General features: G+C 67.0%; 20 protein-coding genes. 4 read left to right on the top strand and 16 right to left on the bottom strand.

Features of this window, described 5'->3' with window-relative positions; translation table 11 throughout:
• Both AAG801_RS05120 and AAG801_RS05115 read right to left on the bottom strand, forming a co-directional pair.
• Positions 1-936: 2-hydroxyacid dehydrogenase (locus AAG801_RS05120; protein ID WP_341887454.1), on the bottom strand; the 936-nt coding region annotated here is incomplete at its 3' end.
• Between the two features lie 49 nt (positions 937-985).
• Complete coding sequence (locus AAG801_RS05115) at positions 986-2,821, bottom strand: ABC transporter ATP-binding protein/permease (RefSeq protein ID WP_341887453.1); 1,836 nt, start codon at positions 2,819-2,821, stop codon at positions 986-988.
• A 42-nt stretch (positions 2,822-2,863) separates the two neighbouring features.
• Here AAG801_RS05115 and AAG801_RS05110 point away from each other — a divergent pair, with 42 nt between their 5' ends.
• Positions 2,864-3,307 carry an acyl-CoA thioesterase gene (locus tag AAG801_RS05110; RefSeq protein ID WP_101488598.1) on the top strand — a complete coding sequence of 148 codons (444 nt, stop codon included), beginning with the start codon at positions 2,864-2,866 and terminating at the stop codon, positions 3,305-3,307.
• A gap of 10 nt (positions 3,308-3,317) precedes the next feature.
• On the opposite strand, the gene AAG801_RS05105 is transcribed toward AAG801_RS05110, so the two are convergent.
• From AAG801_RS05105 to AAG801_RS05055, 11 genes are all read right to left on the bottom strand, one after another.
• Positions 3,318-4,436, bottom strand: coding sequence for an ABC transporter substrate-binding protein (locus tag AAG801_RS05105; protein WP_341887455.1), 1,119 nt, complete (start codon positions 4,434-4,436; stop codon positions 3,318-3,320).
• Positions 4,437-4,631: 195 nt separating this feature from the next.
• Positions 4,632-5,396 (bottom strand): enoyl-CoA hydratase, encoded by a 765-nt coding sequence (locus tag AAG801_RS05100; RefSeq protein WP_341887452.1) that lies wholly within the window; start codon positions 5,394-5,396, stop codon positions 4,632-4,634.
• A 202-nt stretch (positions 5,397-5,598) separates the two neighbouring features.
• The gene (locus AAG801_RS05095) at positions 5,599-6,192 is read right to left on the bottom strand and encodes a 2-hydroxychromene-2-carboxylate isomerase (RefSeq protein ID WP_341887451.1); all 594 of its coding nucleotides are present in this window, start codon (positions 6,190-6,192) and stop codon (positions 5,599-5,601) included.
• 50 nt (positions 6,193-6,242) lie between these two features.
• Positions 6,243-6,989 carry an SDR family oxidoreductase gene (locus tag AAG801_RS05090; RefSeq protein WP_341887450.1) on the bottom strand — a complete coding sequence of 249 codons (747 nt, stop codon included), beginning with the start codon at positions 6,987-6,989 and terminating at the stop codon, positions 6,243-6,245.
• Positions 6,990-6,994: 5 nt separating this feature from the next.
• On the bottom strand, positions 6,995-7,831 hold the full coding sequence (locus AAG801_RS05085; RefSeq protein WP_341887449.1) for a thioesterase family protein: 837 nt from the start codon (positions 7,829-7,831) through the stop codon (positions 6,995-6,997).
• Between the two features lie 148 nt (positions 7,832-7,979).
• Entirely contained in the window at positions 7,980-9,182 is a 1,203-nt protein-coding gene (locus tag AAG801_RS05080) for an acetyl-CoA C-acyltransferase (RefSeq protein WP_101488593.1), read from the bottom strand.
• A gap of 11 nt (positions 9,183-9,193) precedes the next feature.
• A complete protein-coding gene (locus AAG801_RS05075) occupies positions 9,194-11,593 on the bottom strand; it encodes a 3-hydroxyacyl-CoA dehydrogenase/enoyl-CoA hydratase family protein (RefSeq protein WP_341887448.1) in 2,400 nt (799 codons plus the stop codon).
• Positions 11,594-11,632: 39 nt separating this feature from the next.
• Positions 11,633-12,067, bottom strand: coding sequence for a DUF2147 domain-containing protein (locus tag AAG801_RS05070; RefSeq protein ID WP_341887447.1), 435 nt, complete (start codon positions 12,065-12,067; stop codon positions 11,633-11,635).
• 40 nt (positions 12,068-12,107) lie between these two features.
• Entirely contained in the window at positions 12,108-13,904 is a 1,797-nt protein-coding gene (locus tag AAG801_RS05065; RefSeq protein WP_341887446.1) for an acyl-CoA dehydrogenase C-terminal domain-containing protein, read from the bottom strand.
• Positions 13,905-13,978: 74 nt separating this feature from the next.
• Entirely contained in the window at positions 13,979-14,683 is a 705-nt protein-coding gene (locus AAG801_RS05060) for a TetR/AcrR family transcriptional regulator (protein ID WP_070060219.1), read from the bottom strand.
• Positions 14,684-14,832: 149 nt separating this feature from the next.
• Positions 14,833-15,591, bottom strand: coding sequence for an SDR family oxidoreductase (locus AAG801_RS05055; RefSeq protein ID WP_341887445.1), 759 nt, complete (start codon positions 15,589-15,591; stop codon positions 14,833-14,835).
• Between the two features lie 109 nt (positions 15,592-15,700).
• Between AAG801_RS05055 and AAG801_RS05050 the strand changes: the two genes are divergently transcribed.
• Entirely contained in the window at positions 15,701-16,588 is an 888-nt protein-coding gene (locus AAG801_RS05050; protein WP_341887444.1) for a LysR family transcriptional regulator, read from the top strand.
• Here the strand turns inward: AAG801_RS05050 and AAG801_RS05045 are convergent.
• The 3 genes from AAG801_RS05045 to AAG801_RS05035 are packed head-to-tail and all read right to left on the bottom strand — an operon-like array spanning position 16,578 to position 18,938.
• A complete protein-coding gene (locus tag AAG801_RS05045) occupies positions 16,578-17,426 on the bottom strand; it encodes a fumarylacetoacetate hydrolase family protein (RefSeq protein ID WP_099794959.1) in 849 nt (282 codons plus the stop codon). The genes AAG801_RS05050 and AAG801_RS05045 overlap by 11 nt on opposite strands.
• 34 nt (positions 17,427-17,460) lie before the next feature.
• A complete protein-coding gene (locus tag AAG801_RS05040; RefSeq protein ID WP_341887443.1) occupies positions 17,461-18,207 on the bottom strand; it encodes an SDR family NAD(P)-dependent oxidoreductase in 747 nt (248 codons plus the stop codon).
• Positions 18,204-18,938: an SDR family oxidoreductase gene (locus AAG801_RS05035; RefSeq protein ID WP_341887442.1), complete on the bottom strand. Its 735-nt coding sequence runs from the start codon at positions 18,936-18,938 to the stop codon at positions 18,204-18,206. Before AAG801_RS05035 ends, AAG801_RS05040 begins: the two co-directional genes overlap by 4 nt.
• Before the next feature lie 164 nt (positions 18,939-19,102).
• Here AAG801_RS05035 and AAG801_RS05030 point away from each other — a divergent pair, with 164 nt between their 5' ends.
• The gene (locus AAG801_RS05030; RefSeq protein ID WP_341887441.1) at positions 19,103-19,810 is read left to right on the top strand and encodes a FadR/GntR family transcriptional regulator; all 708 of its coding nucleotides are present in this window, start codon (positions 19,103-19,105) and stop codon (positions 19,808-19,810) included.
• A 47-nt stretch (positions 19,811-19,857) separates the two neighbouring features.
• Positions 19,858-20,865 (top strand): sialic acid TRAP transporter substrate-binding protein SiaP, encoded by a 1,008-nt coding sequence (locus tag AAG801_RS05025; RefSeq protein WP_341887440.1) that lies wholly within the window; start codon positions 19,858-19,860, stop codon positions 20,863-20,865.
• The last annotated feature ends 4 nt before the right edge of the window (positions 20,866-20,869 follow it).

Below are 20,869 nucleotides of genomic sequence, written 5' to 3'. Positions count from 1 at the left end.
GATCGGCGTGCGCACGCCCCGCCCCGCGAAGTGCCCTTCGGCGTTCGCGAGGAAGTGATCCACCGACTTCTGCGTGGCCTCGGGCGACCAGCCCGCCATGTGCGGCGTGAGCAGCACGTTGTCCAGGCCGACGAGCGGCTCGGGGCGCTTGGGTTCGCTCTCGTACACATCGAGGCCCGCGCCCGCGATGCGGTGCTCGCGCAGCGCCTTCGCCAGCGCCTCGGTGTCGACCACGCTGCCGCGGCCGATGCTCACGAGGTAGCCCTGTGGCCCCAGCGCATCGAGCACTTCGGCATTGACGAGGTGCCTGGTCGCGGGACCGCCCGGCGCGGCCAGTATCAGGAAATCCGCCCAGCTGGCGAGCGACTTCAGGTCGTCGAAGTAGCGCTGCGTGGCGCCTTCGCGCGGCTTGCGGTTGTGATAGCCGACCTCCATGTCGAAGGCGGCGGCGCGCTTGGCGATCTTCTGGCCGATGGTGCCCAGCCCCAGGATGCCGAGCTTCTTGCCCGACACGTTCGGCGGCTGCGGAATGGCTTCGCGCCACACGCCTTCGCGGCACAGGCGGTCGAGCTTGCGGAACTCGCGCACGATGCCGATGAGCAGGCCGAAGGCGTGGTCGGCCACGCAGTCGTCGTTCGTGCCGGCGCCGTTGGCGGTGGCGATGCCGCGCGCGCGTGTCACGTCGAGCGGCACGCCCTCGTAGCCCGCGCCGAGGCAGCAGATCAGTTCCACCGCCGGCATGGCCGCGATTTCCTCGGGCGTGATGCCGATGACGCCGATGGTCAGCACCGCGCGGAATTTTTTGCCGTGCTCGGCGATGGCGGCGGCGCGCTCGGCGTCGCCGAAGGCGTAGGTCATGTCGTAGACCTCGGCAATCTGGGCCTGGTGGGCGCTCGAGAGGCTGTTGAGCACCAGCAGGGGAATCTTGGTCGACACGTCTGAACTCCTGGGGTCGGTGAAAGGAAAGAAGGGATGAATGATCGGGCTAGAGCAGCGGGACCGCTTCGCTCTTCTGCAAAGCCCACATCTGGGCGTAGCGGCCCTGCTGCGCGAGCAGATCGGCATGCGTGCCGCGCTCGACGATCACGCCCGATTCGAGCACCAGGATCTCGTGCGCCTCGACCACGGTCGAGAGGCGGTGCGCGATGACCAGCGTGGTCTTGCCTTGCGCGGCGCTGCGCAGCTCGGACTGGATGGCGCGTTCGTTGGCCGAATCGAGTGCCGAGGTGGCCTCGTCGAAGATCACGATCGGCGGGTTCTTCAGCAGCGTGCGCGCGATGGCCACGCGCTGCTTCTCGCCGCCCGAGAGCTTCAGGCCGCGCTCGCCCACCGTCGTCTCGTAGCCCTTGGGCGTGGCCGAAATGAAGTCGTGGATGCGCGCAGCGCGCGCGGCGCCTTCGACCTCTTCGCGCGTGGCGCCGGGGCGGCCGTACGCGATGTTGTATTCGACCGTGTCGTTGAACAGCACCGTGTCCTGCGGCACGATGCCGATGGCGCGGCGCACGCTGGACTGCTGCACGGCGCGGATGTCTTCGCCGCCGATGGTGATGCGGCCCTGCTGCACGTCGTAGAAGCGGTACAAGAGGCGCGCGAGCGTCGACTTGCCCGAGCCTGAAGGGCCGACCACGGCCACCGTCTTGCCGGCGGGGATCTCGAAGCTCACGTGCTTGAGGATCGGGCGCTCGGGTTCGTAGGCGAAGCTGACGTCCTCGAAGCGGATGGTGGAGTTGATGCCCGCCAGCGGCTGCGCACCGGGCGCGTCGCGCACTTCGCGCTCCTTCTCCATCAGCACGAACATCTTGTCCAGGTCGGTCAGGCTCTGCTTGATCTCGCGGTAGATCACGCCCAAAAAGTTGAGCGGAATGTAGAGCTGGATCATGAAGGCGTTGACCATCACCAGGTCACCCAGCGTCATGCGCCCTTCGACCACGCCCGAGGTGGCGCGCCACAGCATCAGCACGAGGCTCACGGCAATCAGCAGCTGCTGGCCGGTGTTGAGCATGCTCAGCGTGCGCTGGCTCTTGATGGCGGCCTTGCGGTAGCGGTCGAGGCTGGCGTCGTAGCGCTTGGCCTCGAAGTCTTCGTTGTTGAAGTACTTGACGGTTTCGTAGTTCAAGAGCGAATCGACCGCGCGGCTTTGCGCCATCGAGTCGAGCTCGTTCATGGTCTTGCGAAACTGCGTGCGCCACTCGGTCACCGTGACCGTGAAAGTGATGTACAGCACCAGCGCCGCGCCCGTGATCCACACGAACAGCGAATCGAACTTCACGCCCAATATGGTGAGCACCAGCGCCAGCTCGATGATGGTCGGCACGATGCTGTACAGCGACATCGAAATGAGCGAATGCACGCCGCGCGTGCCGCGCTCGATGTCGCGCGTCATGCCGCCGGTCTGGCGCTCCAGGTGAAAGCGCAGGCTCAGCGAATGCAGGTGGCCGAACACCTCCAGCGCGATCTGCCGCGCCGTGCCCTCGGTGGCTTTCGCAAAGATCAGCTCGCGCAATTCGCCGAAGAGCGCGGTCGAAAAGCGCAAGAGCCCGTAGGCCAGCAGCAGCCCGATCGGCACGATGAGCAGCGCCTGCGCCATGTCGGGCTTGGGCGTCATCGTGTCGATGAGGTTCTTCAGCAGCACCGGCACGCCCACGTTGGCCACCTTGGCGCCCACCATGAACGCCAGCGCGGCCATCACGCGCCATTTGTACTGCCAGAGATAGGGAAAGAGGCGACGCAGGGTCGCCCAGTCGGAACGGTCGGCGCGGTCCGGCGGATGGCCGCCAGGCGCATGGGGAGAGGAGGAAAGGGCTTCGCCGCTTCGGCGCATGGGGGACAATCGTGGCTGTTGTTGTTGCCTCAGATTGTGCCCATGTCCTCTTCTTCCAGTGCCTCTTCCGCCGCCGCGACGGCCGCCGCCACCCTCAAGAGCCTGCCCACCGACATGGAGCTGGTGCTCAAGGTCATTCCGATGCCGGCCGACTGCAACGCCAACGGCGACATCTTCGGCGGCTGGGTCATGGCGCAGTGCGACCTGGCCGGCTCGGTGATTCCGGCGCGCTACGCCAAGGGCCGCCAGGCCACCGTGGCGGTCAACGAGTTCATCTTCAAGCAGCCGGTGCGGCTGGGCGACATCCTCTCGTTCTATTCGAAGCTGGTGCGCGTGGGCCGCACCTCGATCACGGTGACGGTCGAGGTGTTCGCGGAGCGCTTCCGCGCCCAGGGCGAGTACATCAAGGTGACGCAGGCCACCTTCACCTACGTCGCGATCGACGACAACGGCCGCCCCCGCCCCATCGAGCAGCCGACGGCCTGAGCCTCGGCCTTCAGCCGACGCCGATGCCGGCGTCGCGCACGCGTTCGATGCACTCGAACTCGCGGTTGATCCAGCGCGCGTCGCGCCGCTCCACGCGGCGGATGTAGACCGACTGCACCACGTCGCGCGTGTGGGCGTCGATCTCGACCGGCCCGCGCGGGCTGTCCAGCCGCAGGCCGCGGAACGCATCCACCAGCCGCTCGGCGCCCGCCTTGCCGCCGCGCGCACCGGGTGCGCTCAGCGCCGCATCGATGGCCGCAAGCCCGTCGTGTGCCGCCACGGCGAAGTAGCCCGGCCGCAGGTGGCTGCCGTACTCGGTTTCGAAGGCACCCGCGAAGCGCCGGTTGGCCGGCGACTCGTGGGCAAAGGAATAGTGGTGGCTGGTGACCAGCCCCTCGGCCAGTTCACCGATGCCGTCCAGGTAGTGGTCGTCGGTGGCGTCGCCGGTGGCGAGCAGGCGGATGCCGGTGTCGGCCATGCCGCGGTCGCGCCAGAACTTCAGGAAGATGGCCGGCATCTGGCCCGACGGCAGAAAGAAGAACACGGCCTGCGGCTTCAGCTCGCGCAGGCGCAGCATGTAGGCCGAATAGTCGAGCGTGTTCAGCGGCACGCGCAGCATCGCGCCGACACGCCCGCCGCCCGCGGTGATGCCGGTGACAAAAGCACTCTCGGCGTCCACGCCCGAGGCGTAGTCGGCCACCACGGTGCACACATCGCGCAGCCCCTGCTGCAGCGCCCAGCGCGCCAGCGGCGCCGTGACCTGCGCGATGGTGAACGACACCCGCACCATGAACGGCGAGCGCCCGGTGATGCCCGAGGAGGCGGCGTTCATGATCACGGTCGGCACGCGCGCCTGCGTGGCGACGGCGCCGACGGCGTAGGCGTTGGAGCTGAAGTCCAGCCCTGTGAGCAAATCGACGCGCTCGCTTTCGATGAGGTCTTGTGCCTGGCGCCGCGCCTGTTCGGGCGCGCTGCCGGGCACGTCGCGGCGCAGGAGTTCGACCGGCCGGCCCGCGATCTGCTGCTTGTGGTCGGCCAGCCAGACCGCCATGCCGGCGTCGAACTGGCGCCCGCCGCCCGCATAGGGCCCCGACCACGAGCCGATGACCCCGATGCGCAACGGCCGCACGCGCGCCAACACCAGCGAGGGCGCCGCGATCGTGCCCGCGAGTAAGCCCAAAGCATGCCGGCGCGTGAGGCCGAATGCTACTTTTTCAGTAGCACGCATCGCCCGTGTGGCGGGCGCTGTGGGCGAGTTGATGTCTGGAGCAGGCACGAGGAACAGTGTACGCAGCCACCGTCCGCAGGCAAGTCCACGGAAGGCTTAGACCTTCGAGAAATCGGGCTTGCGCTTCTCCATGAAAGCGCCGAACGCTTCCTTGGCAGCCGGCTCGCGCAGCATGCGGCCGAAGCTCGCGCCCTCTTCGCCCATGCGCTCGAGCACGGCGGGCATCTGCGTCTTCTTCAGCAGGCGCTTGGTTTCGATCAGCGCGGTCAGCGGCTTGGCGGCGAGCTTGCGGGCCTGCGTCTGTGCGATGCCGTTGGCTTCAGTCGGCGGCACCACGCGGTTGACCAGGCCCACTTCGAGCGCGGCCTCGGCCATGAAGGGCTCGCCCAGCAGCAGCGCTTCGGCGGCGCGGTGGTAGCCCAGCATCTGCGGCACCAGCAGGCTCGACGCGGCCTCGGGGCACAGGCCCAGGTTCACGAAGGGCATCGAGAAGGCCGCGTTGTCGCCCGCATAGACGAGGTCGCAATGGAACAGCATCGTGGTGCCGATGCCCACGGCCGGGCCGCAGACCGACGCGACGATGGGCTTCGGAAAGGTGGCGATGCCGCGCAGGAAGCGGAACACCGGCGATTCGGTGTTGGCCGGCGGCGCGTTGAGGAAGTCGCCGATGTCGTTGCCGGCACTGAAGATCGTCGGGTCGCCCTGGAACAGCACGCAGCGCACAGCCGCTTCGCTCTCGGCCGTGGCGAGCGCGTCGGCCATCGCGGCGTACATGCTGCTGGTGATCGAGTTCTTCTTGTCGACGCGGTTGAAGGTGATGGTCATCACGCCGGCTTCGGTGTGGACGAGGATGTCGCTCATGGGATAGATCCTTGGATGGGTAAAACGGGGGGCGACGCGCTCAGAAGGTGTGAATGAATCCGGCGTGGCCGAGCAGCCCGCCCAGGCGCGCCCCCTCAAGGCGCAAAGCGCAGCCATAGCTTGGGCTATGGCGAGCATTTGCAACGCAGAGGGGACGTGTCTGGGCGGGATGAGCGGACATGGCGGGTTCGTTCACACCTTCTCAAGCGTCGATAGCTTCGCGGACGAAATCGAGACGGTCCTGGCCCCAGAACATCTGGTCGCCGACGAACATGGTGGGGGCGCCGAACACGCCGCGCTCCACCGCCTCTTGCGTGACCGCCTTGAGGCGGTCCTTGGTCTCCTGCGCGCCGGCCAGCGCGAGCAGGCCCGCGGCGTCGAAGCCTGCATTTTGCAAGACGGCGCCGACGGTCGCGGGGTCGTTGAGGTTCTTCGGCTCGACCCACATCGCGTGGAACACCGCATCGACATACGCGCCGAAGCGTTCGGGCGCCGTCATCTGCACGCCGGTCGCGCCGCGCATCAACAGCAGCGTGTTGATCGGGAAATGCGGGTTGTGCACGAAGGGCACGCCGTAGCGCTTCGCGAAGCGCTGCAGGTCGGTCGTGAGGTACGGGCCCTTGGCCTTGATCTCGGCCGGCGAATGGTTGCCCGTGGCCTGGAACACGCCGCCCAGCAGCATGGGCTTCCAGACCAGCTCGGCGCCGGTGTCGGCGCACACGTGCGGCAGCTGCGTGGCGGCCAGGTAGGCGGCGGGGCTGCCGACGTCGAAATAGAACTCGACGGATTTCGTCATGGGTGTCGTCTCCTTGTGGCTGTGCGTCGCGGCGCGAGGCTCGGCGTCGGTCAGAACTTCTCGGACCAGGGACGCAGGTCGAGCTCGTGCGTCCATGCATCACGCGGCTGCGAGTGCAGCATCCAGTAGCTGTCGGCGATGTGGTCCGGGTTCAGGATGCCGTCGCTGTCCTTCAGCGCATAACGCTCGGGGAAATTGCTGCGGATGAACTCGGTGTCGATGGCGCCGTCGACCACCACATGCGCGACGTGGATGCCCTGCGGCCCCAGCTCGCGCGCCATCGATTGGGCCAACGCGCGCAACGCCATCTTGGCGCCCGAGAAAGCGCCGAAGTTGGCTGCACCGCGCAGCGACGCCGTCGCGCCGGTGAAGATGATCGTGCCGCGATGGCCGCCCTTTGGCATCTCGCGCGCCATCATCCGCTTCGCCACTTCGCGGCCGTTGAGAAAGCCCGAGAAGCAGGCCATCTCCCACACCTTGAAGTACTTGCGCGCGGATTCGGTGAGGATGCTCTCCGGCACGTTCGCGCCGATGTTGAACACCATCACCTCGATCGGCCCGACGGTCGATTCGATCTGCTCGATGAGCGCCACCACTTCTTCTTCCTTGCGGGCATCGCAAGCGAAGGCGTAGGCCCGGCCGCCGTCGGCCTCGATCTGCGCCACCAGCGGCTGCAGCTTGTCGAGGCTGCGCCGCGTGACGCAGGTGGCGTAGCCCTCGCGCGCGAAGCGGCGGGCGATGGCGCCGCCGGTGGCGTCGCCCGCGCCGACGATGAGAGCAGCCTTGGTGAGCGCCATGACGTTCATTCCTTGTAGTAGACGATCTGATTGGACGTGGCGAGCAACGCGCCCTTCTCGCTCCACAGGTGCGCCTTCTGGTCGAAGAAGCCGTTGAAGAACTGCTGCCCCGCCGCGCAGCCCAGCAGGTAGCCGGTGCCGACCTCGGCCAGCTCGGCGGCGCCGACGTGGAAGTACGTGGTGATCGACACCGTGCCCGCCGGCACGTGCTTGGCGCGGCGCAGCCAGACGCGCGGATAGAACACGTCGCTCAATGCGGCGAGCGAAGCGAAGTCGAGCGGGCGGGCCTGCGCGTCGCGCACCCAGATGCGGGTCTCGCTGTGCTGCAGGCTGCCGTCCCACTTCGAGGGAATGCCGCCGCTGAAGGGACGCATCTCGTACTGGTCGAGCCAGGCCACGCCTGACGGACCGATGCTCATGCGATCAACCGCCTCGGGCTTCGGTGCCTCGGGCATGGTGAGGTCGGCCTGACTCCAGGTGTCGCGGCGCGCGGCCGTCACCACCGTGGCGGTGGTGGTCATGTTCGTCGTGCCGTCGGCGCCGGGCTGCGTGATCGTCACCGTCCAGTGTTGCGTCGAGCGGTTGGTCCGCACGGCGGTGGCCTGGATGTCGAACGCGCCCTCGCCGAGCGCAGCCGCGTAGTTGACGGTCAGTGCAATGGGCGTGCCGAGCAGGTCGGGGTGCCGGAGCACCGACTGCAGCGCAAGCGCCGCAGTGGTGCCGCCGAACGGACCGACCATGTTCCAGTAGTCGGGACTTGTGGTGCCGGTGAAGTGCCCCACGCGGATGTCGCTGTGGTGCAGGGCCAGGGCTTTGTCGAAGGGGTGTGGGGTCGTACTCATGATGATCGCCAGTGTGCCTCCGGTGGATGACCTCACGCAGTCGTGTGCGGGACGTTGGCGTGCTGCACTGCGGCACGCACCGGCGGCCATGCACCGCCGGCAGGGAGCTGCTGCTGCGTGCCGTGCATGGCCGTGATTCCCCTGCCGATCAGACCCGCTCGAAGATGCCGGCTGCGCCTTGGCCCATGCCCACGCACATCGTGACCATGCCGTACTTCAGCTTCTCGCGGCGCAGCGCGTGCACCACGGTCGCCGCGCGGATCGCGCCGGTCGCGCCGAGCGGATGGCCCAGTGCAATGGCGCCGCCCATCGGGTTGACCTTGGACGGGTCGAGGCCCAGCGTGTTCATCACCGCGAGCGATTGCGCGGCGAAGGCTTCGTTGAGTTCGAACCAGTCGATGTCTTCGTGCTTCAGACCGGCATAGCGCAGCGCAGCGGGAATCGCCTCGATCGGGCCGATGCCCATGATGTGCGGCGGCACGCCCTTGCTGGCGAAGCTCACGAAGCGCGCGAGCGGCGTGAGGCCGTACTGCTTGATGGCCTTCTCGCTCGCCAGGATCAGCGCGCCTGCGCCGTCCGAGGTCTGCGAGCTGTTGCCGGCGGTCACGGTGCCGCGCGCGGCGAACACGGTGCGCAGCTTGGCCAGGCCTTCGATGCTGGTGTCGGGGCGCGCGCCTTCGTCCAGGCTCACGGTGCGGGTCTTGGCAATGGCCTCGCCGGTGGCGAGGTCGGGCGTGCGGTCGGTCACTTCGATCGGCGTGATCTCGTCGGCGAACTTGCCGGCGGCCTGCGCGGCCAGTGCCTTCTGGTGCGAGGCCAGCGCAAACGCGTCCTGCGCCTCGCGGCTCACCTTCCACTGCTGCGCCACCTTCTCGGCCGTGAGGCCCATGCCGTAGGCGATGCCCACGTCGCCTTCGCGCTCGAAGATCGAGGGCGACAGCGAGGGCGAGTTGCCCATCATCGGCACCATGCTCATGCTCTCGACACCGGCCGCGATCATCACATCGGCCTCGCCGACGCGGATGCGGTCGGCCGCCATCTGCACGGCCGACAAGCCGGAAGCGCAGAAGCGGTTCACGGTGATGCCGCCGATGCTGGTCGGCAGGCCGGCCAGCACCGCGCCGATGCGCGCGACGTTCAGGCCCTGCTGCGACTCGGGAATCGCGCAGCCGCAGATGATGTCTTCGATGGCCTTGGGGTCGAGGCCCGGCACGGCAGCCAGCGCTGCCTTCAGCGTGGTCGCGAGCAGGTCGTCGGGGCGGTAGTTGCGGAAGTAGCCGCGGTGCGACTTGCCGATGGGCGTGCGGGTGGCGGAGACGATGTAGGCGTCTTGTACTTGCTTGCTGCTCATGAAATCTGTCCTTAGTTGCGGACCGGCTTGCCGGTGCTGAGCATGCCCATGATTCGCTCTTGCGTCTTGGGATGCACGATGAGCGAGCAGAACGCCTTGCGTTCCAGCGTCATCAGGTATTCCTCGGTCACGAGCGAGCCCGCGTCCACGTCGCCGCCGGTGACCACGTTGGCAATCAGGCTGGCGATGTGGAAGTCGTGCGCGCTGATGAAGCCACCGTCGCGCATGTTCACGAGCTGGCCCTTGATCGTGGCGGCGCCGCTGCGGCCGGCCACGCGGAAGGTGCGGCGCAGCGGCGGGCGGTAGCCGGCGTCGGCCATGGCCTTCGCTTGCTGCAGCGCCACGTACAGCAGCTCGTCCTTGTTCGGCACGATCACGTCGCTGTCGAGCAGGTAGCCCAGCTTCTTCGAATCAAGCGCGCCCGTACCGACCTTCGCCATCGCCGCGGCGGTGAAGCCTTCGGTGAGGAACGGCAGCAGGTCGGTGCCCGTCGAGGCCGAGGCGTTCTCGGCCGCGCGGCGAGCGATGTACGTCAGGCCGCCCGCGCCGGGGATCAGGCCCACGCCGACTTCGACCAGACCGATGTAGCTTTCCATTGCGACGACGCGTTTGGCCGAGTGGATGGCCAGCTCGCAGCCGCCGCCCAGTGCCATGCCGCGCACGGCCGAGATCACCGGCACGTTGGCATAACGGATCTTGAGCATGACGTTCTGCAGCTCTTCTTCCGCGCCTTCGACCGCGCCGATGCCCGCGACCACGAAGGCCGGCAGCATCGCCTGCAGGTCGGCGCCGACCGAGAACACCTCGTCGGGCGACCAGATCACCAGGCCCTTGTATTCGGCTTCGGCCAGGTCGACCGCGGCACCGAGCGCTTCGGCCACGTCGGGACTGATGGCGTGCATCTTCGACTGGATGCTCGCAATGAGCACCTCACCGTCGAGCGTCCACACGCGCACATCGCCTTCGTCGCTGATCGTCGTGCCGGCCGTGTTGGCATCGGCCGCGTTCGCGCCGAGCACGCTCTCGGGGAACAGCTGGCGGTCATGCACGGGCAGCTTGCGCTGCGGCACGAACTTGTTCTGCGAGGCGCTCCACGAGCCTTCGGGCGTGTGCACGCCACCGGCTTGTGCGACCGGGCCTTCAAACACCCACTTCGGCAGCGGTGCGGTGCTCAGCGCCTTGCCGGCGTCGATGTCTTCCTGCACCCACTTGGCGACCTGCGCCCAGCCGGCTTCCTGCCACAGCTCGAACGGGCCCTGCTTCATGCCGAAGCCCCAGCGCATCGCATAGTCGATGTCGCGCGCGCTCTCGGCGATGTCGGCCAGGTGCACGGCGGCGTAATGAAAACCGTCGCGCAGGATGGCCCAGAGGAACTTGCCCTGCGGTCCTTCGCTCTCGCGCAGCAGCTTCAGGCGCTCGCCTGCGGGCTTCTTCAGCATGCGGCCATACACCTCGTCGGCCTTGGCGCCGGCGGGCACGTACTCGCCGCTCTTCAGGTCGAAGCGCAGGATGTCGCGGCCGACCTTCTTGAAGAAACCGGCCTTGGCCTTCTGGCCCAGGTTGCCCAGCTCGAGCAGCTTGGCGAGCACCGGCGGTGTCGCGAAGTTGGCGTAGAACGGATCGGTCTCGGCGTTCAGGTTGTCCTGCAGCGTCTTCACGACGTGGGCCATGGTGTCCAGGCCCACCACGTCGGCGGTGCGGAAGGTGCCCGAGCTCGCGCGGCCCAGCTTCTTGCCGGTGAGGTCGTCCACCACGTCGGGCGTGAGGCCGAATTTCTCGACTTCCTTCAGCGTGGCCAGCATGCCGGCGATGCCGACGCGGTTGGCGATGAAGTTGGGCGTGTCGTGCGCGCGCACCACGCCCTTGCCGAGCGTGCTGGTGACGAAGGCCTCGAGGTCGTCGAGCACCTGGGGTTGCGTGGTGGGCGTGTTGATCAGCTCCACCAGGAACATGTAGCGCGGCGGGTTGAAGAAGTGAATGCCGCAGAAGCGCGGCTTCAGCGCTTCAGGCAAGGCCTCGCTCAGCTTGGTGATCGAGAGGCCCGAGGTGTTCGAGGCCAGGATCGAATGCTTGGGCACGTGCGGCGCGATCTTCTTGTAGAGATCGAGCTTCCAGTCCATGCGTTCTGCAATCGCTTCGATGATGAGGTCGCACTCGCCGAGCTTGGCGAGGTCGTCGTCGTAGTTGGCCTGCTCGATCAGGCCGGCATCGACCACGTCGCCGAGCGGCGCTGGCTTGAGCTTCTTGAGGTTGTCAATGGCGCGCGTGACGATGCCGTTCTTCGGGCCTTCCTTGGCGGCCAGGTCGAACAGCACGACGGGCACGCGCACGTTGACGAGGTGGGCCGCAATTTGCGCGCCCATCACGCCGGCGCCGAGCACGGCGACCTTCTTCACTTGAAATCGGGACATGTTGCTTGGTATTTCTTCGGTTGAAAACGCGCGGCAGGGTTACTGCGCGCGGGTCCAGGTTTGGGTGCGCCAGAAGGGGCCGATATAGCCGCGCACTTCAAGCTTCTTGCCGCCGTCGATGGGCGTGAAGCTCGCGCGGTATTCCTTGCCGTTCTCGGGGTCGAGGATCTTGCCGCCTTCCCAGACGTCCTTGCCCTCGGCCTTCTTGCCGCCGCGAATGATCTCCAGGCCCGTGATGGGCTTGCCCTTGCGGTCGTCGCTGCATTCGTCGCAGGTCGCGTCGGGCTTGGTGTCTTTCTTCAGCGACTTCTCGATGCGGCCGACGAGCGCGCCGTTGGTCTCGGCGATGCGGATCTCGGCCTTGACCTCGCCGGTCTTGTCGTCGGCGTTGCGCCAGAGCCCCACCGGGGTGCTCTGTGCCATGGCCGTGAAAGAAGAGGCGACGAGGACGATGGCTGCAAGCGTCGATTTCATGAGCGGCTCCCGGTTTGGACGATGAGAAAAGGCAGTGACCTCAGGCCAGCGCTGCGTCGGTGTCCATCAACACCTTGCTGCCGGCACGCGCGGTGCGCATCAGCGTCGCGGTCTCGGGGAACAGCTTGGCGAAGTAGAAGCGCGCGGTCTGCAGCTTGGCGACGTAGAACGGGTCGGTGTTGCCGGCGGCGATTTCGCGCAGGGCCACTTGCGCCATGCGGGCGAACAGGTAGCCGAACACGAAGTGGCCGGCCACGCGCAGGTAGTCGACGGCGGCAGCGCCCACTTCGTCGGGGTTCTGGAAGCCCTTGAAGCCGATCTCGGTCGTGAACTTGGTGAGCTGGTCGCCCAGCATCGCGATCGGGTTGATGAACTCGGCCATCTTCTCGTTCACGCCTTCTTCTTCCACCAGCTTGGCGACGAGCTTGCCGAACTTCTTCAGCGAGGCGCCGTTGTTGCCCAGGATCTTGCGGCCCAGCAGGTCCAGCGACTGGATGGTGTTGGTGCCTTCATAGATCATGTTGATGCGGTTGTCGCGCACGAACTGCTCCATGCCCCATTCCTTGATGAAGCCGTGGCCGCCGAAGACCTGCATGCACGAATTGGTCGCGATGTGGCCGTTGTCGGTGATGAAGGCCTTGACGATGGGCGTGAGCAGTGCGACCAGCTCGCCGGAGTCCTTGCGCACCTTTTCATCAGGATGGTTGTGCTCCTTGTCGAGCAGCAGCGTGCAGAAGATCTGCAGCGCGCGGCCGCCTTCGGCATACGCCTTGGCCGTGAGCAGCATCTTGCGCACGTCGGGGTGCACGATGATGGGGTCGGCTTCCTTGTCCTTGGCCTTCACGCCGGAGAGCGAGCGCATCTGGATGCGGTCCTTGGCGTAGGCCAGCGCGTTTTGATAAGCCACTTCGGTCAGGCCGAGCGACTGGTTGCCCACGCCCAGGCGTGCGGCGTTCATCATCACGAACATCGCGGCCAGGCCCTTGTTGGGCTCGCCGACCAGCGTGCCGGTGGCGCCTTCAATCACGATCTGCGCGGTGGCGTTGCCGTGGATGCCCATCTTGTGCTCCAGGCCGGCGCAGAAGATCGGGTTGCGTTCGCCGAGCGAGCCGTCGGCCTTGACGTGGAACTTCGGCACCACGAACAGGCTGATGCCCTTGCTGCCCTTGGGCGCGTCCGGCAGGCGGGCCAGCACCAGGTGAATGATGTTGTCCGTCATGTCGTGCTCGCCGGCCGAGATGAAGATCTTGCTGCCGGTGATGCGGTAGGTGCCGTCCGCCTGCGGCTCGGCCTTGGTGCGCAGCAGGCCCAGGTCGGTGCCGCAATGGGGTTCGGTCAGGCACATGGTGCCGGTCCACTCGCCGCTCGTGAGCTTGGGCAGGTAGGTCTTCTTCTGCTCTTCGGTGCCGTGGGCCTTGAGCGCCTCGTACGCGCCGTGCGAGAGGCCCGGGTACATGGTCCAGGCCTGGTTGGCGCTGTTGAGCATTTCGAACAGGCACTGGTTCACCACGAACGGCAGGCCCTGGCCGCCGAAGGCCGGGTCGCACGACAGCGCGGGCCAGCCGCCTTCGACGTACTTGGCGTAGGCGTCCTTGAAGCCGGTGGGCGTCTTCACTTCGTGCGTGGCCTTGTCGAGCACGCAGCCTTCTTCGTCGCCGCTGATGTTCAGCGGGAAGGTGACTTCGGCGGCGAACTTGCCGGCCTCTTCGATCACGGCGTTGATGGTGTCGGCATCGGTCTCGGCGTGGGCGGGCAGTGCCTTGAGTTCCTCGGCGACGTTGAGCACTTCGTGCAGCACGAACTGCATGTCACGCACGGGGGGGTTGTAGGTAGGCATCCGGGACTCTCCTGGTCGAAGCTAGATAGATTGGAAAAACGAAAACGGAAAAACGAAACAGGCAGCCGTGGCGCTCAGCGCACGGTCTTGAGCCGGCGCGTGCCGCGCGCAGCGGGCGCGGACTCGGCGGCATTGGAAGCAGGCGGCGCGTCCGGCGTGGCGGCGCGCGCGAGGATGTTGTCGAAGCCGACGTTGGCGCGGCCGATGGAGCCGGGCACCTGCAGGAAGCGGGCTTCGTAGTGCAGCGCGAGGATCAGGCCGTGAATCTCGAACCCGACCTGGCGCTCGTCGGCGTCGGCGCGCAGGTGGCCTTCGGTCTTCGATTGCACGATGGCGCGCAGCACGGCGGCCTGCCAGATGCTGACCGACTCGACCAGCGCATCGCGCACCGGGCCCGGGCGGTCGTCGAACTCGGAGGCGCCACTGATGTAGATGCAGCCCGAGTCGATTTCGGTCGAGGTGCGCTTCATCCAGTTGGCGAACATGGCGCGCAGGCGCGGCAGGCCGCGCGGCGCCTGGAGCGCGGGGAAGAACACTTCCTGCTCGAAGCGGGCGTGGTACTCGCGCACCACGGAAATCTGCAGTTCTTCGCGCGAGCCGAAGTGGGCGAAGACGCCCGACTTGCTCATCTTGGTGATCTCGGCCACGGCGCCGATCGACAGGCCCTCGAGCCCGATCTGCGCAGCCAGCGCCAGTGCGGCGTCGACGATGATGGCCTTGGTCTGCTGGCCTTTGGGGGCGGCGCGGGCCGGCTTGGCGGGAACGGCGGTGGCAGACATCGTGAAAGCTCCGAATAAAACGAACGGTCGTTCTATTTTGCAGGGGCTTTGCACTTTTGACCGCAAATGACCTTGGGCGGCACTGGGTTAATGAAGGTTAACCAAGGCAAGGGGCGACCGCCAGAGGGTCGCACCCTTGTCCGGCGCGCTCAGAAATCCTGCGACACAGGCCGCAGCACAACCTCGTTGATGTCCACGTTGGCCGGCTGCTCCACCGCGTAGACGATGGCGCGCGCCACCGAGTCGGCCGGGATCTGGTTGGCGTCGTAGAAGGCCTTCACGCCGGCGGCGCTTTCGGCGTCGCTGCTGCCGAGCTTCAGTTCCGAGTCCACGGCGCCGGGCGACACGATGGTCACGCGCACGCCGCTGTTGCCCACCTCCACACGCAGGCCCTCGGAGATGGCGCGCACCGCGTGCTTGGTCGCGCTGTAGACGGTGCCGATGGGCGTGAACACCTTCAGCCCGGCAATTGACGCGACGTTCACGATGTGGCCGCTGCCCTGCGCCTGCATGCGCGGCAGCACGGCGGCAATGCCGTAGAGCACGCCCTTGATGTTGACGTCGATGGTGCGGTCCCACTCGTCGACCTTGAGCTTGTCGAGCGGCGACAGCGGCATCACGCCCGCGTTGTTGACCAGCACGTCGATGCGGCCGAAGGCCTCGACGGTGGCGGCGGCGAGCTTTTCGAGGTCGTCGCGCTTGGCCACGTCGGTGGCCACGGCGATGGCTTCGCCGCCGGCCTCGCGGATCTCGGCGACGACCTTTTCGAGCCGGTCGGTACGGCGGGCCGCGAGCACCACCTTGGCGCCGCGTGCGGCCAGATGGCGTGCCGTCGATTCGCCCAGGCCGCTGCTCGCGCCGGTGACGATGGCGACCTTGCCTTGGATGTTGTCTTGAACGGAGGTCATGAAGATTTCCTTTGGGGTGTGTTGAAGAAGTGCATGCAGTGTGGAAAATCCATGCGTTCCAGTAAATGAAACTCTGGCGACTTCAGAATTCCCCAATCAGGAACACCCCATGTCCAACCGCCTCGAAGCCCTGCGCGTGTTCTTCACCGCCGCCGATGCCGCCAACTTCCGCGAGGCGGCCGTGCGCCTGTCGGTGTCGCCGCAGGTGGTGACTCGCGCGGTGCGCGAACTCGAGGACGAGCTGGGCGAGCCGCTCTTTCACCGCAGCACGCGCGGCGTGCAGCTCACCGACTTCGGGCGGCAACTCGCCGAGCGCGCCCGCATCGCGGTGGGCGGCGTCGACGAGCTCTTTCACCGCATCGACCGGCGCGCGCTGTCGCAGCACGCGGGCACGGTGCGGGTCACGGCGCCGCATGTGTACGGCCGGTTCATTCCGCAGGCGCTGGCGCCGTTGCTGGTGGCACACCCAGGGCTGGTGCTCGACCTGCGGCTGTCGGAGCAGCATGCCGATGTGGTCGATCAGCAGATCGACATCGGCGTGCGCGTCGGGCCGATGCGCGACGCGCGCTTCGTGGCACGAAGTGTGGGAAAGATGCCGCTGCGTGTGGTGGCCTCACCCGCGCTCATCGAGCGGGTCGGTGCACCGCGCACCGTCGATGCACTGTCCAAACTGCCGGTGACGGCGCTGATCGACCGCAGCTCGGGCCGGCCCTGGCCGTGGGCGTTCAGCAAGAAGCGGGTGTTCACCGTGTCGTCGCCCGCGTTCGTGACGGACAACATCGACGCCGAATGCGCCGCGGTGCTCGCGGGCATCGGCTTCGGCCAGCTCATCGGCCCGCTGGCGGAGCCGTGGCTGCAATCAGGCGCCATGGTGGAGCTGCTGGCGGCCGATGCGCCGGAGCCCTGGCCGGTCCACGTCTACCGCCCGCAGCGCGCGCCGGTGCCGGCGCGCGTGCGGTTGGTGTACGACGAACTGATCCGCGTGATCAGAGCTTGAAGGGCAGCACTTCCTGGCGCTGTTCACCCAGGCCTTCGATGCCCAGCGTCATCACGTCGCCCTTCTTCAGGTACAGCGGCGGCTTCATGCCCATGCCGACGCCGGGCGGCGTGCCGGTGGTGATCACGTCGCCGGGCATCAGCGTCATGAACTGGCTCACGTAGCTCACGAGCTTGGCCACGCTGAAGATCATGGTCTTGGTGCTGCCGGTCTGCACGCGCTGGCCATTGAGGTCGAGCCACATGGCGAGCTTCTGCGGGTTCTCGATTTCGTCGCGGGTGACGAGCCAGGGGCCGAGGGGGCCGAAGGTGTCGCAGCCCTTGCCCTTGTCCCAGGTGCCGCCGCGCTCGATCTGGAACTCGCGCTCGCTCACGTCATTGATGGTGCAGTAGCCGGCCACGTAGTCGAGTGCGCTCTTCTGCGAAACATAGCGCGCCTTCGTGCCGATGACCACGCCGAGTTCGACTTCCCAGTCGGACTTGACCGAGCCCTTGGGCAGCATCACCGGGTCGTTCGGCCCCTGGATGCAGCTGGTGGCCTTCATGAAGACGATGGGTTCCTTGGGCACCGGCAGGCCCGATTCGGCGGCGTGGTCGGCGTAGTTCAGGCCGATGGCGATGAACTTGCCGACGTTGGCCACGGGGCTGCCCAGGCGCGGCTTGCCCTTGACCAGCGGCAGCTTGTCGACCTTGGTCTTGCGCAGCTTGGCAATGGCGGCATCGCCGAGCTGGTCGGGACCGATGTCCTTCACGATGGCGCTCAGGTCGCGCAGCTTTCCTTCTGCGTCGATGAGGCCGGGCTTCTCTTTGCCGGGGTTGCCGTAGCGGACGAGTTTCATGCGTTCCTTTCAGTGCATTGAAATGGGGAATGGATCAATAGGTGGAGCGGCCACCGGACAGGTCGAAGACCGCGCCGGTGGAGAACGAACAATCTTCGGTGCAAAGCCAGCCGACCAGCGCGGCCACTTCTTCCACCGTGCCGAAACGGCCCATGGGGATTTTCGACAACATGAAGGCGATGTGCTCGGGCGTCATCTGATCGAAGATGGCCGTCTTCACTGCCGCGGGCGTCACGCAGTTCACGCGGATGCCGGTGTCGGCCAGTTCCTTGCCGAGCGACTTGGTGAGGCCGATGACGGCCGCCTTGCTGGCGCTGTAGGCGCTGGCGTTGGGGTTGCCTTCTTTGCCCGCCACTGAGGCGATGTTGACGATGCGACCGTAGCCCTGTTTGCGCATCTGCGCCACCACCTCGCGGCAGCACAGGAACACGCCGTTGACGTTGACCTCCATCACCTGGCGCCAGTCGTCGACCGGGTAGTCCCACAGCTTCACGTTGGGCCCGGTGATGCCCGCGCTGTTGACCAGCGCATCGATGCGCGGCGCGTGCGCGAGCGTGGCGGCCACGGCTTTCGCAACCGAGGGCTGCTGCGTCACGTCGACCTTCAGTGCGAAGGCCTTGGGGCCGAGCGCTTCGGCCGCGCGACCGGCCGCGGCCTCGTCGCGGTCCCACAAGGTGACGCTGCCGCCCGAGGCGACGAGCCGCTGCGCGATGCCGAAGCCCAGCCCCGTGGCACCGCCGGTGACCACCGCATGGCGGCCTTCGAAATCGAGCCGGTTCATATCGTGATGCCGCCGTCGACGGTGAAGTACTGGCCGGTGGCGAAGATGGATTCGTCGCTGGCCAGGAACACCACCACCGGCGCGATCTCCTCGGCCTGCGCGAGCCGGCCCATGGGCTGGCGCGCCACGAAGGCCTTGCGCGCGGCCTCGGGGTCGGCGTTGGCATTGATGCGATCGCCCAGCGAGGGCGTGTCGACCGTGCCCGGGCACACGGCATTGCAGCGGATGCCGCGTGCCACGTAGTCCGCCGCCACGCTCTTGGTAAGGCCGAGCACCGCCGCCTTGGTGGTGCCGTAGACAAAGCGGTTCGGCAAACCCTTCATGCTGGAGCACACGCTGGCCATGTTGATGATGCTGCCGCGCCCGGCCGCGAGCATGCCGGGCAGCACTGCCTGGATGGTCCACATCTGCGCGCGCACGTTGAGTCGGAAGGCAAAGTCGAGGTCGTCGTCGCTGGCCTGCTCGATGGTGCCGTTGTGCACCACGCCGGCGCAGTTGAACAGCACGTCGAGCGCGGGCAGCTGCGCCACCACCGCGCCGATGGCCGCCTTGTCGAGCACGTCGAGCTTCAGGGCCGTGACATTCGCCACGCCGGCGTAGGCGGCCAGCAACTGCTCGTTGACGTCGGTGGCCCACACGCAGGCGCCCTCGGCCGCGAGCGCCAGCACGCTCGCGCGGCCGATGCCCTGGCCGGCGGCGGTGACGAGCACGGTCTTTCCCTTCAATCTCATGGTCGGTGTCTCCTGGGGGTTCGCAAGTGCGGGGGGTGGATTCGGGTTAGGCCCGATGGGTGACATGTGTGAATCGCCGTATTCTGAATTGGCCTTACCACTTGTCCAATTCAGGACAACCCTTAAGCCGATCCACCGCCTCGCCCGCCACCCGCCCTGCTCCCGTGCCGCTCCAGACCGTCGAACCCCAACGCCTCTATCGCCAGATTGCCGACCAGCTACGCGGGCTGATCTCCAAGGGCGAGTTCGACGTGGGCGCGCGCCTGCCCGCCGAGCGCGACTTGGCCAAGCAGCTCGGCGTGAGCCGGCCGTCGGTGCGCGAGGCGCTCATTGCGCTCGAGGTCGAGGGCTGGGTCGAGGTACGCACCGGCTCGGGCGTGTACGTGCTCGACCGCTCACACCGCGCCAGCGCGCCGGTGGCGCCCACCGAGTGGGGGCCGCTGGAGCTGATCCGCGCGCGCCGCGTGATCGAGGGCGAGACCGCCGCCATCGCCGCGCTCTCGGGCAAGCGCAAGGACGTGGACGCCATGACGCGCGCCATTGCCACCATGCGCGAGATGGCCGACCGCAACGTCATGCCGCTGGACGGCGACCGCGCCTTTCACCTGGCCATCGTCAACGCTGGCGGCAACGTGGTGCTGGTCGAGACGGTGCAGGGCTTCTGGGATTCGCGCCGCGGGCCGATCTTCACGCGGCTGGGCGGCTACTTCGAGACCGTCACCTCATGGCGCGCCGCCATCGCCGAGCACGAGGCCATTCGCGACGCCATTGCCGCGCGCGACGCCGAGACCGCGCGCACCGCGATGCACGCGCACATGGACAACTCGCACCACCGTTTCAGCGCGAGCTGGCGCCGCGCAAAGCCCTCCTGATTCCTCGCCAGCATTCCTGCCCATTAACTACAACGGAGACAAGCCACATGATCAGCAGCAAGAACAGCAAACGCACCGCCCTCAAGGCCCTGGCCGCCTGCGCCCTCGCAGCCGGCGCGCTGGGCGTGGCGGGCATCGCCAACGCACAGACCAAGCTCAAGTGGGCCCACGTGTACGAGACCTCGGAGCCCTTCCACAAGTACTCGGTGTGGGCCGGCGACGAGATCAAGAAACGCACCAACGGCCGCTACGAGGTGCAGGTGTTCCCGGCCTCCACGCTGGGCAAGGAAGCCGACATCAACCAGGGCCTGACGCTGGGCACGGTCGACATCATCCTGTCGGGCGCGAGCTTCGCGGGCCGCACCTACACGCCGCTGGCGATCTCGTACTTTCCGTTCATCTTCCGCGACGCCGAGCACCAGCTCAAGTACGCCAAGAGCGACGTCTTCAAGGAACTCGCCAAGGGCTACGACGACAAGAGCGGCAACCACATCACGGCGCTGAGCTACTACGGCGCACGCCACGTGACCTCGAGCGCCGCGCGGCCCGTGGCCAAGCCCGAGGACATGAAGGGCCTGAAGATCCGCGTGCCCGACGCACCGGCCTACCTGGCGTTCCCGAAATCGCTGGGCGCCAACCCGACGCCGATCGCCTTTGCCGAGGTGTACCTGGCGCTGCAGAACAACACGGTCGATGCGCAGGAGAACCCGCTGCCGACCATCGAGGCCAAGAAGTTCTTCGAGGTGCAGAAGAACATCTCACTCACGGGCCACATCGTCGACTCGCTGCTCACCATCACCTCGGGCCAGCTGTGGACCAAGCTCTCGGCCGAAGACAAGAAGATCTTCACCGAGGTGATGCAGGAAGCCGCCGAGAAAACCGGCCGCGAGATCATCGCGTCGGAAACGCGCCTGGTGGAAGAGTTCAAGAAGAAGGGCAACAACGTGATCACGGTCGACAAGAACGCGTTCCGTGAAGCGGTGCTCAAGGCCACCAAGCCCACCGACCAGGGCTACCGCCAGCAGGACTACGACCGCATCCTGGCGATCAAGTAAGCGG

Source organism: Variovorax sp. YR752 (assembly GCF_943372545.1).
This window is presented reverse-complemented; position numbering and strand designations above follow the sequence as displayed.

Bases quoted from the DNA above. Each gene is read 5' to 3' on its own strand.
- AAG801_RS05095 (WP_341887451.1), bottom strand. From the start codon at position 6,192: ATGACGAAATCCGTCGAGTTCTATTTCGACGTCGGCAGCCCCGCCGCC.
- AAG801_RS05110 (WP_101488598.1), top strand. From the start codon at position 2,864: ATGTCCTCTTCTTCCAGTGCCTCTTCCGCCGCCGCGACGGCCGCCGCC.
- AAG801_RS05025 (WP_341887440.1), top strand. From the start codon at position 19,858: ATGATCAGCAGCAAGAACAGCAAACGCACCGCCCTCAAGGCCCTGGCC.
- AAG801_RS05035 (WP_341887442.1), bottom strand. From the start codon at position 18,938: ATGAGATTGAAGGGAAAGACCGTGCTCGTCACCGCCGCCGGCCAGGGC.
- AAG801_RS05100 (WP_341887452.1), bottom strand. From the start codon at position 5,396: ATGAGCGACATCCTCGTCCACACCGAAGCCGGCGTGATGACCATCACC.
- AAG801_RS05085 (WP_341887449.1), bottom strand. From the start codon at position 7,831: ATGAGTACGACCCCACACCCCTTCGACAAAGCCCTGGCCCTGCACCAC.
- AAG801_RS05045 (WP_099794959.1), bottom strand. From the start codon at position 17,426: ATGAAACTCGTCCGCTACGGCAACCCCGGCAAAGAGAAGCCCGGCCTC.
- AAG801_RS05040 (WP_341887443.1), bottom strand. From the start codon at position 18,207: ATGAACCGGCTCGATTTCGAAGGCCGCCATGCGGTGGTCACCGGCGGT.
- AAG801_RS05090 (WP_341887450.1), bottom strand. From the start codon at position 6,989: ATGGCGCTCACCAAGGCTGCTCTCATCGTCGGCGCGGGCGACGCCACC.
- AAG801_RS05115 (WP_341887453.1), bottom strand. From the start codon at position 2,821: ATGCGCCGAAGCGGCGAAGCCCTTTCCTCCTCTCCCCATGCGCCTGGC.
- AAG801_RS05050 (WP_341887444.1), top strand. From the start codon at position 15,701: ATGTCCAACCGCCTCGAAGCCCTGCGCGTGTTCTTCACCGCCGCCGAT.
- AAG801_RS05065 (WP_341887446.1), bottom strand. From the start codon at position 13,904: ATGCCTACCTACAACCCCCCCGTGCGTGACATGCAGTTCGTGCTGCAC.
- AAG801_RS05055 (WP_341887445.1), bottom strand. From the start codon at position 15,591: ATGACCTCCGTTCAAGACAACATCCAAGGCAAGGTCGCCATCGTCACC.
- AAG801_RS05070 (WP_341887447.1), bottom strand. From the start codon at position 12,067: ATGAAATCGACGCTTGCAGCCATCGTCCTCGTCGCCTCTTCTTTCACG.
- AAG801_RS05080 (WP_101488593.1), bottom strand. From the start codon at position 9,182: ATGAGCAGCAAGCAAGTACAAGACGCCTACATCGTCTCCGCCACCCGC.
- AAG801_RS05060 (WP_070060219.1), bottom strand. From the start codon at position 14,683: ATGTCTGCCACCGCCGTTCCCGCCAAGCCGGCCCGCGCCGCCCCCAAA.
- AAG801_RS05075 (WP_341887448.1), bottom strand. From the start codon at position 11,593: ATGTCCCGATTTCAAGTGAAGAAGGTCGCCGTGCTCGGCGCCGGCGTG.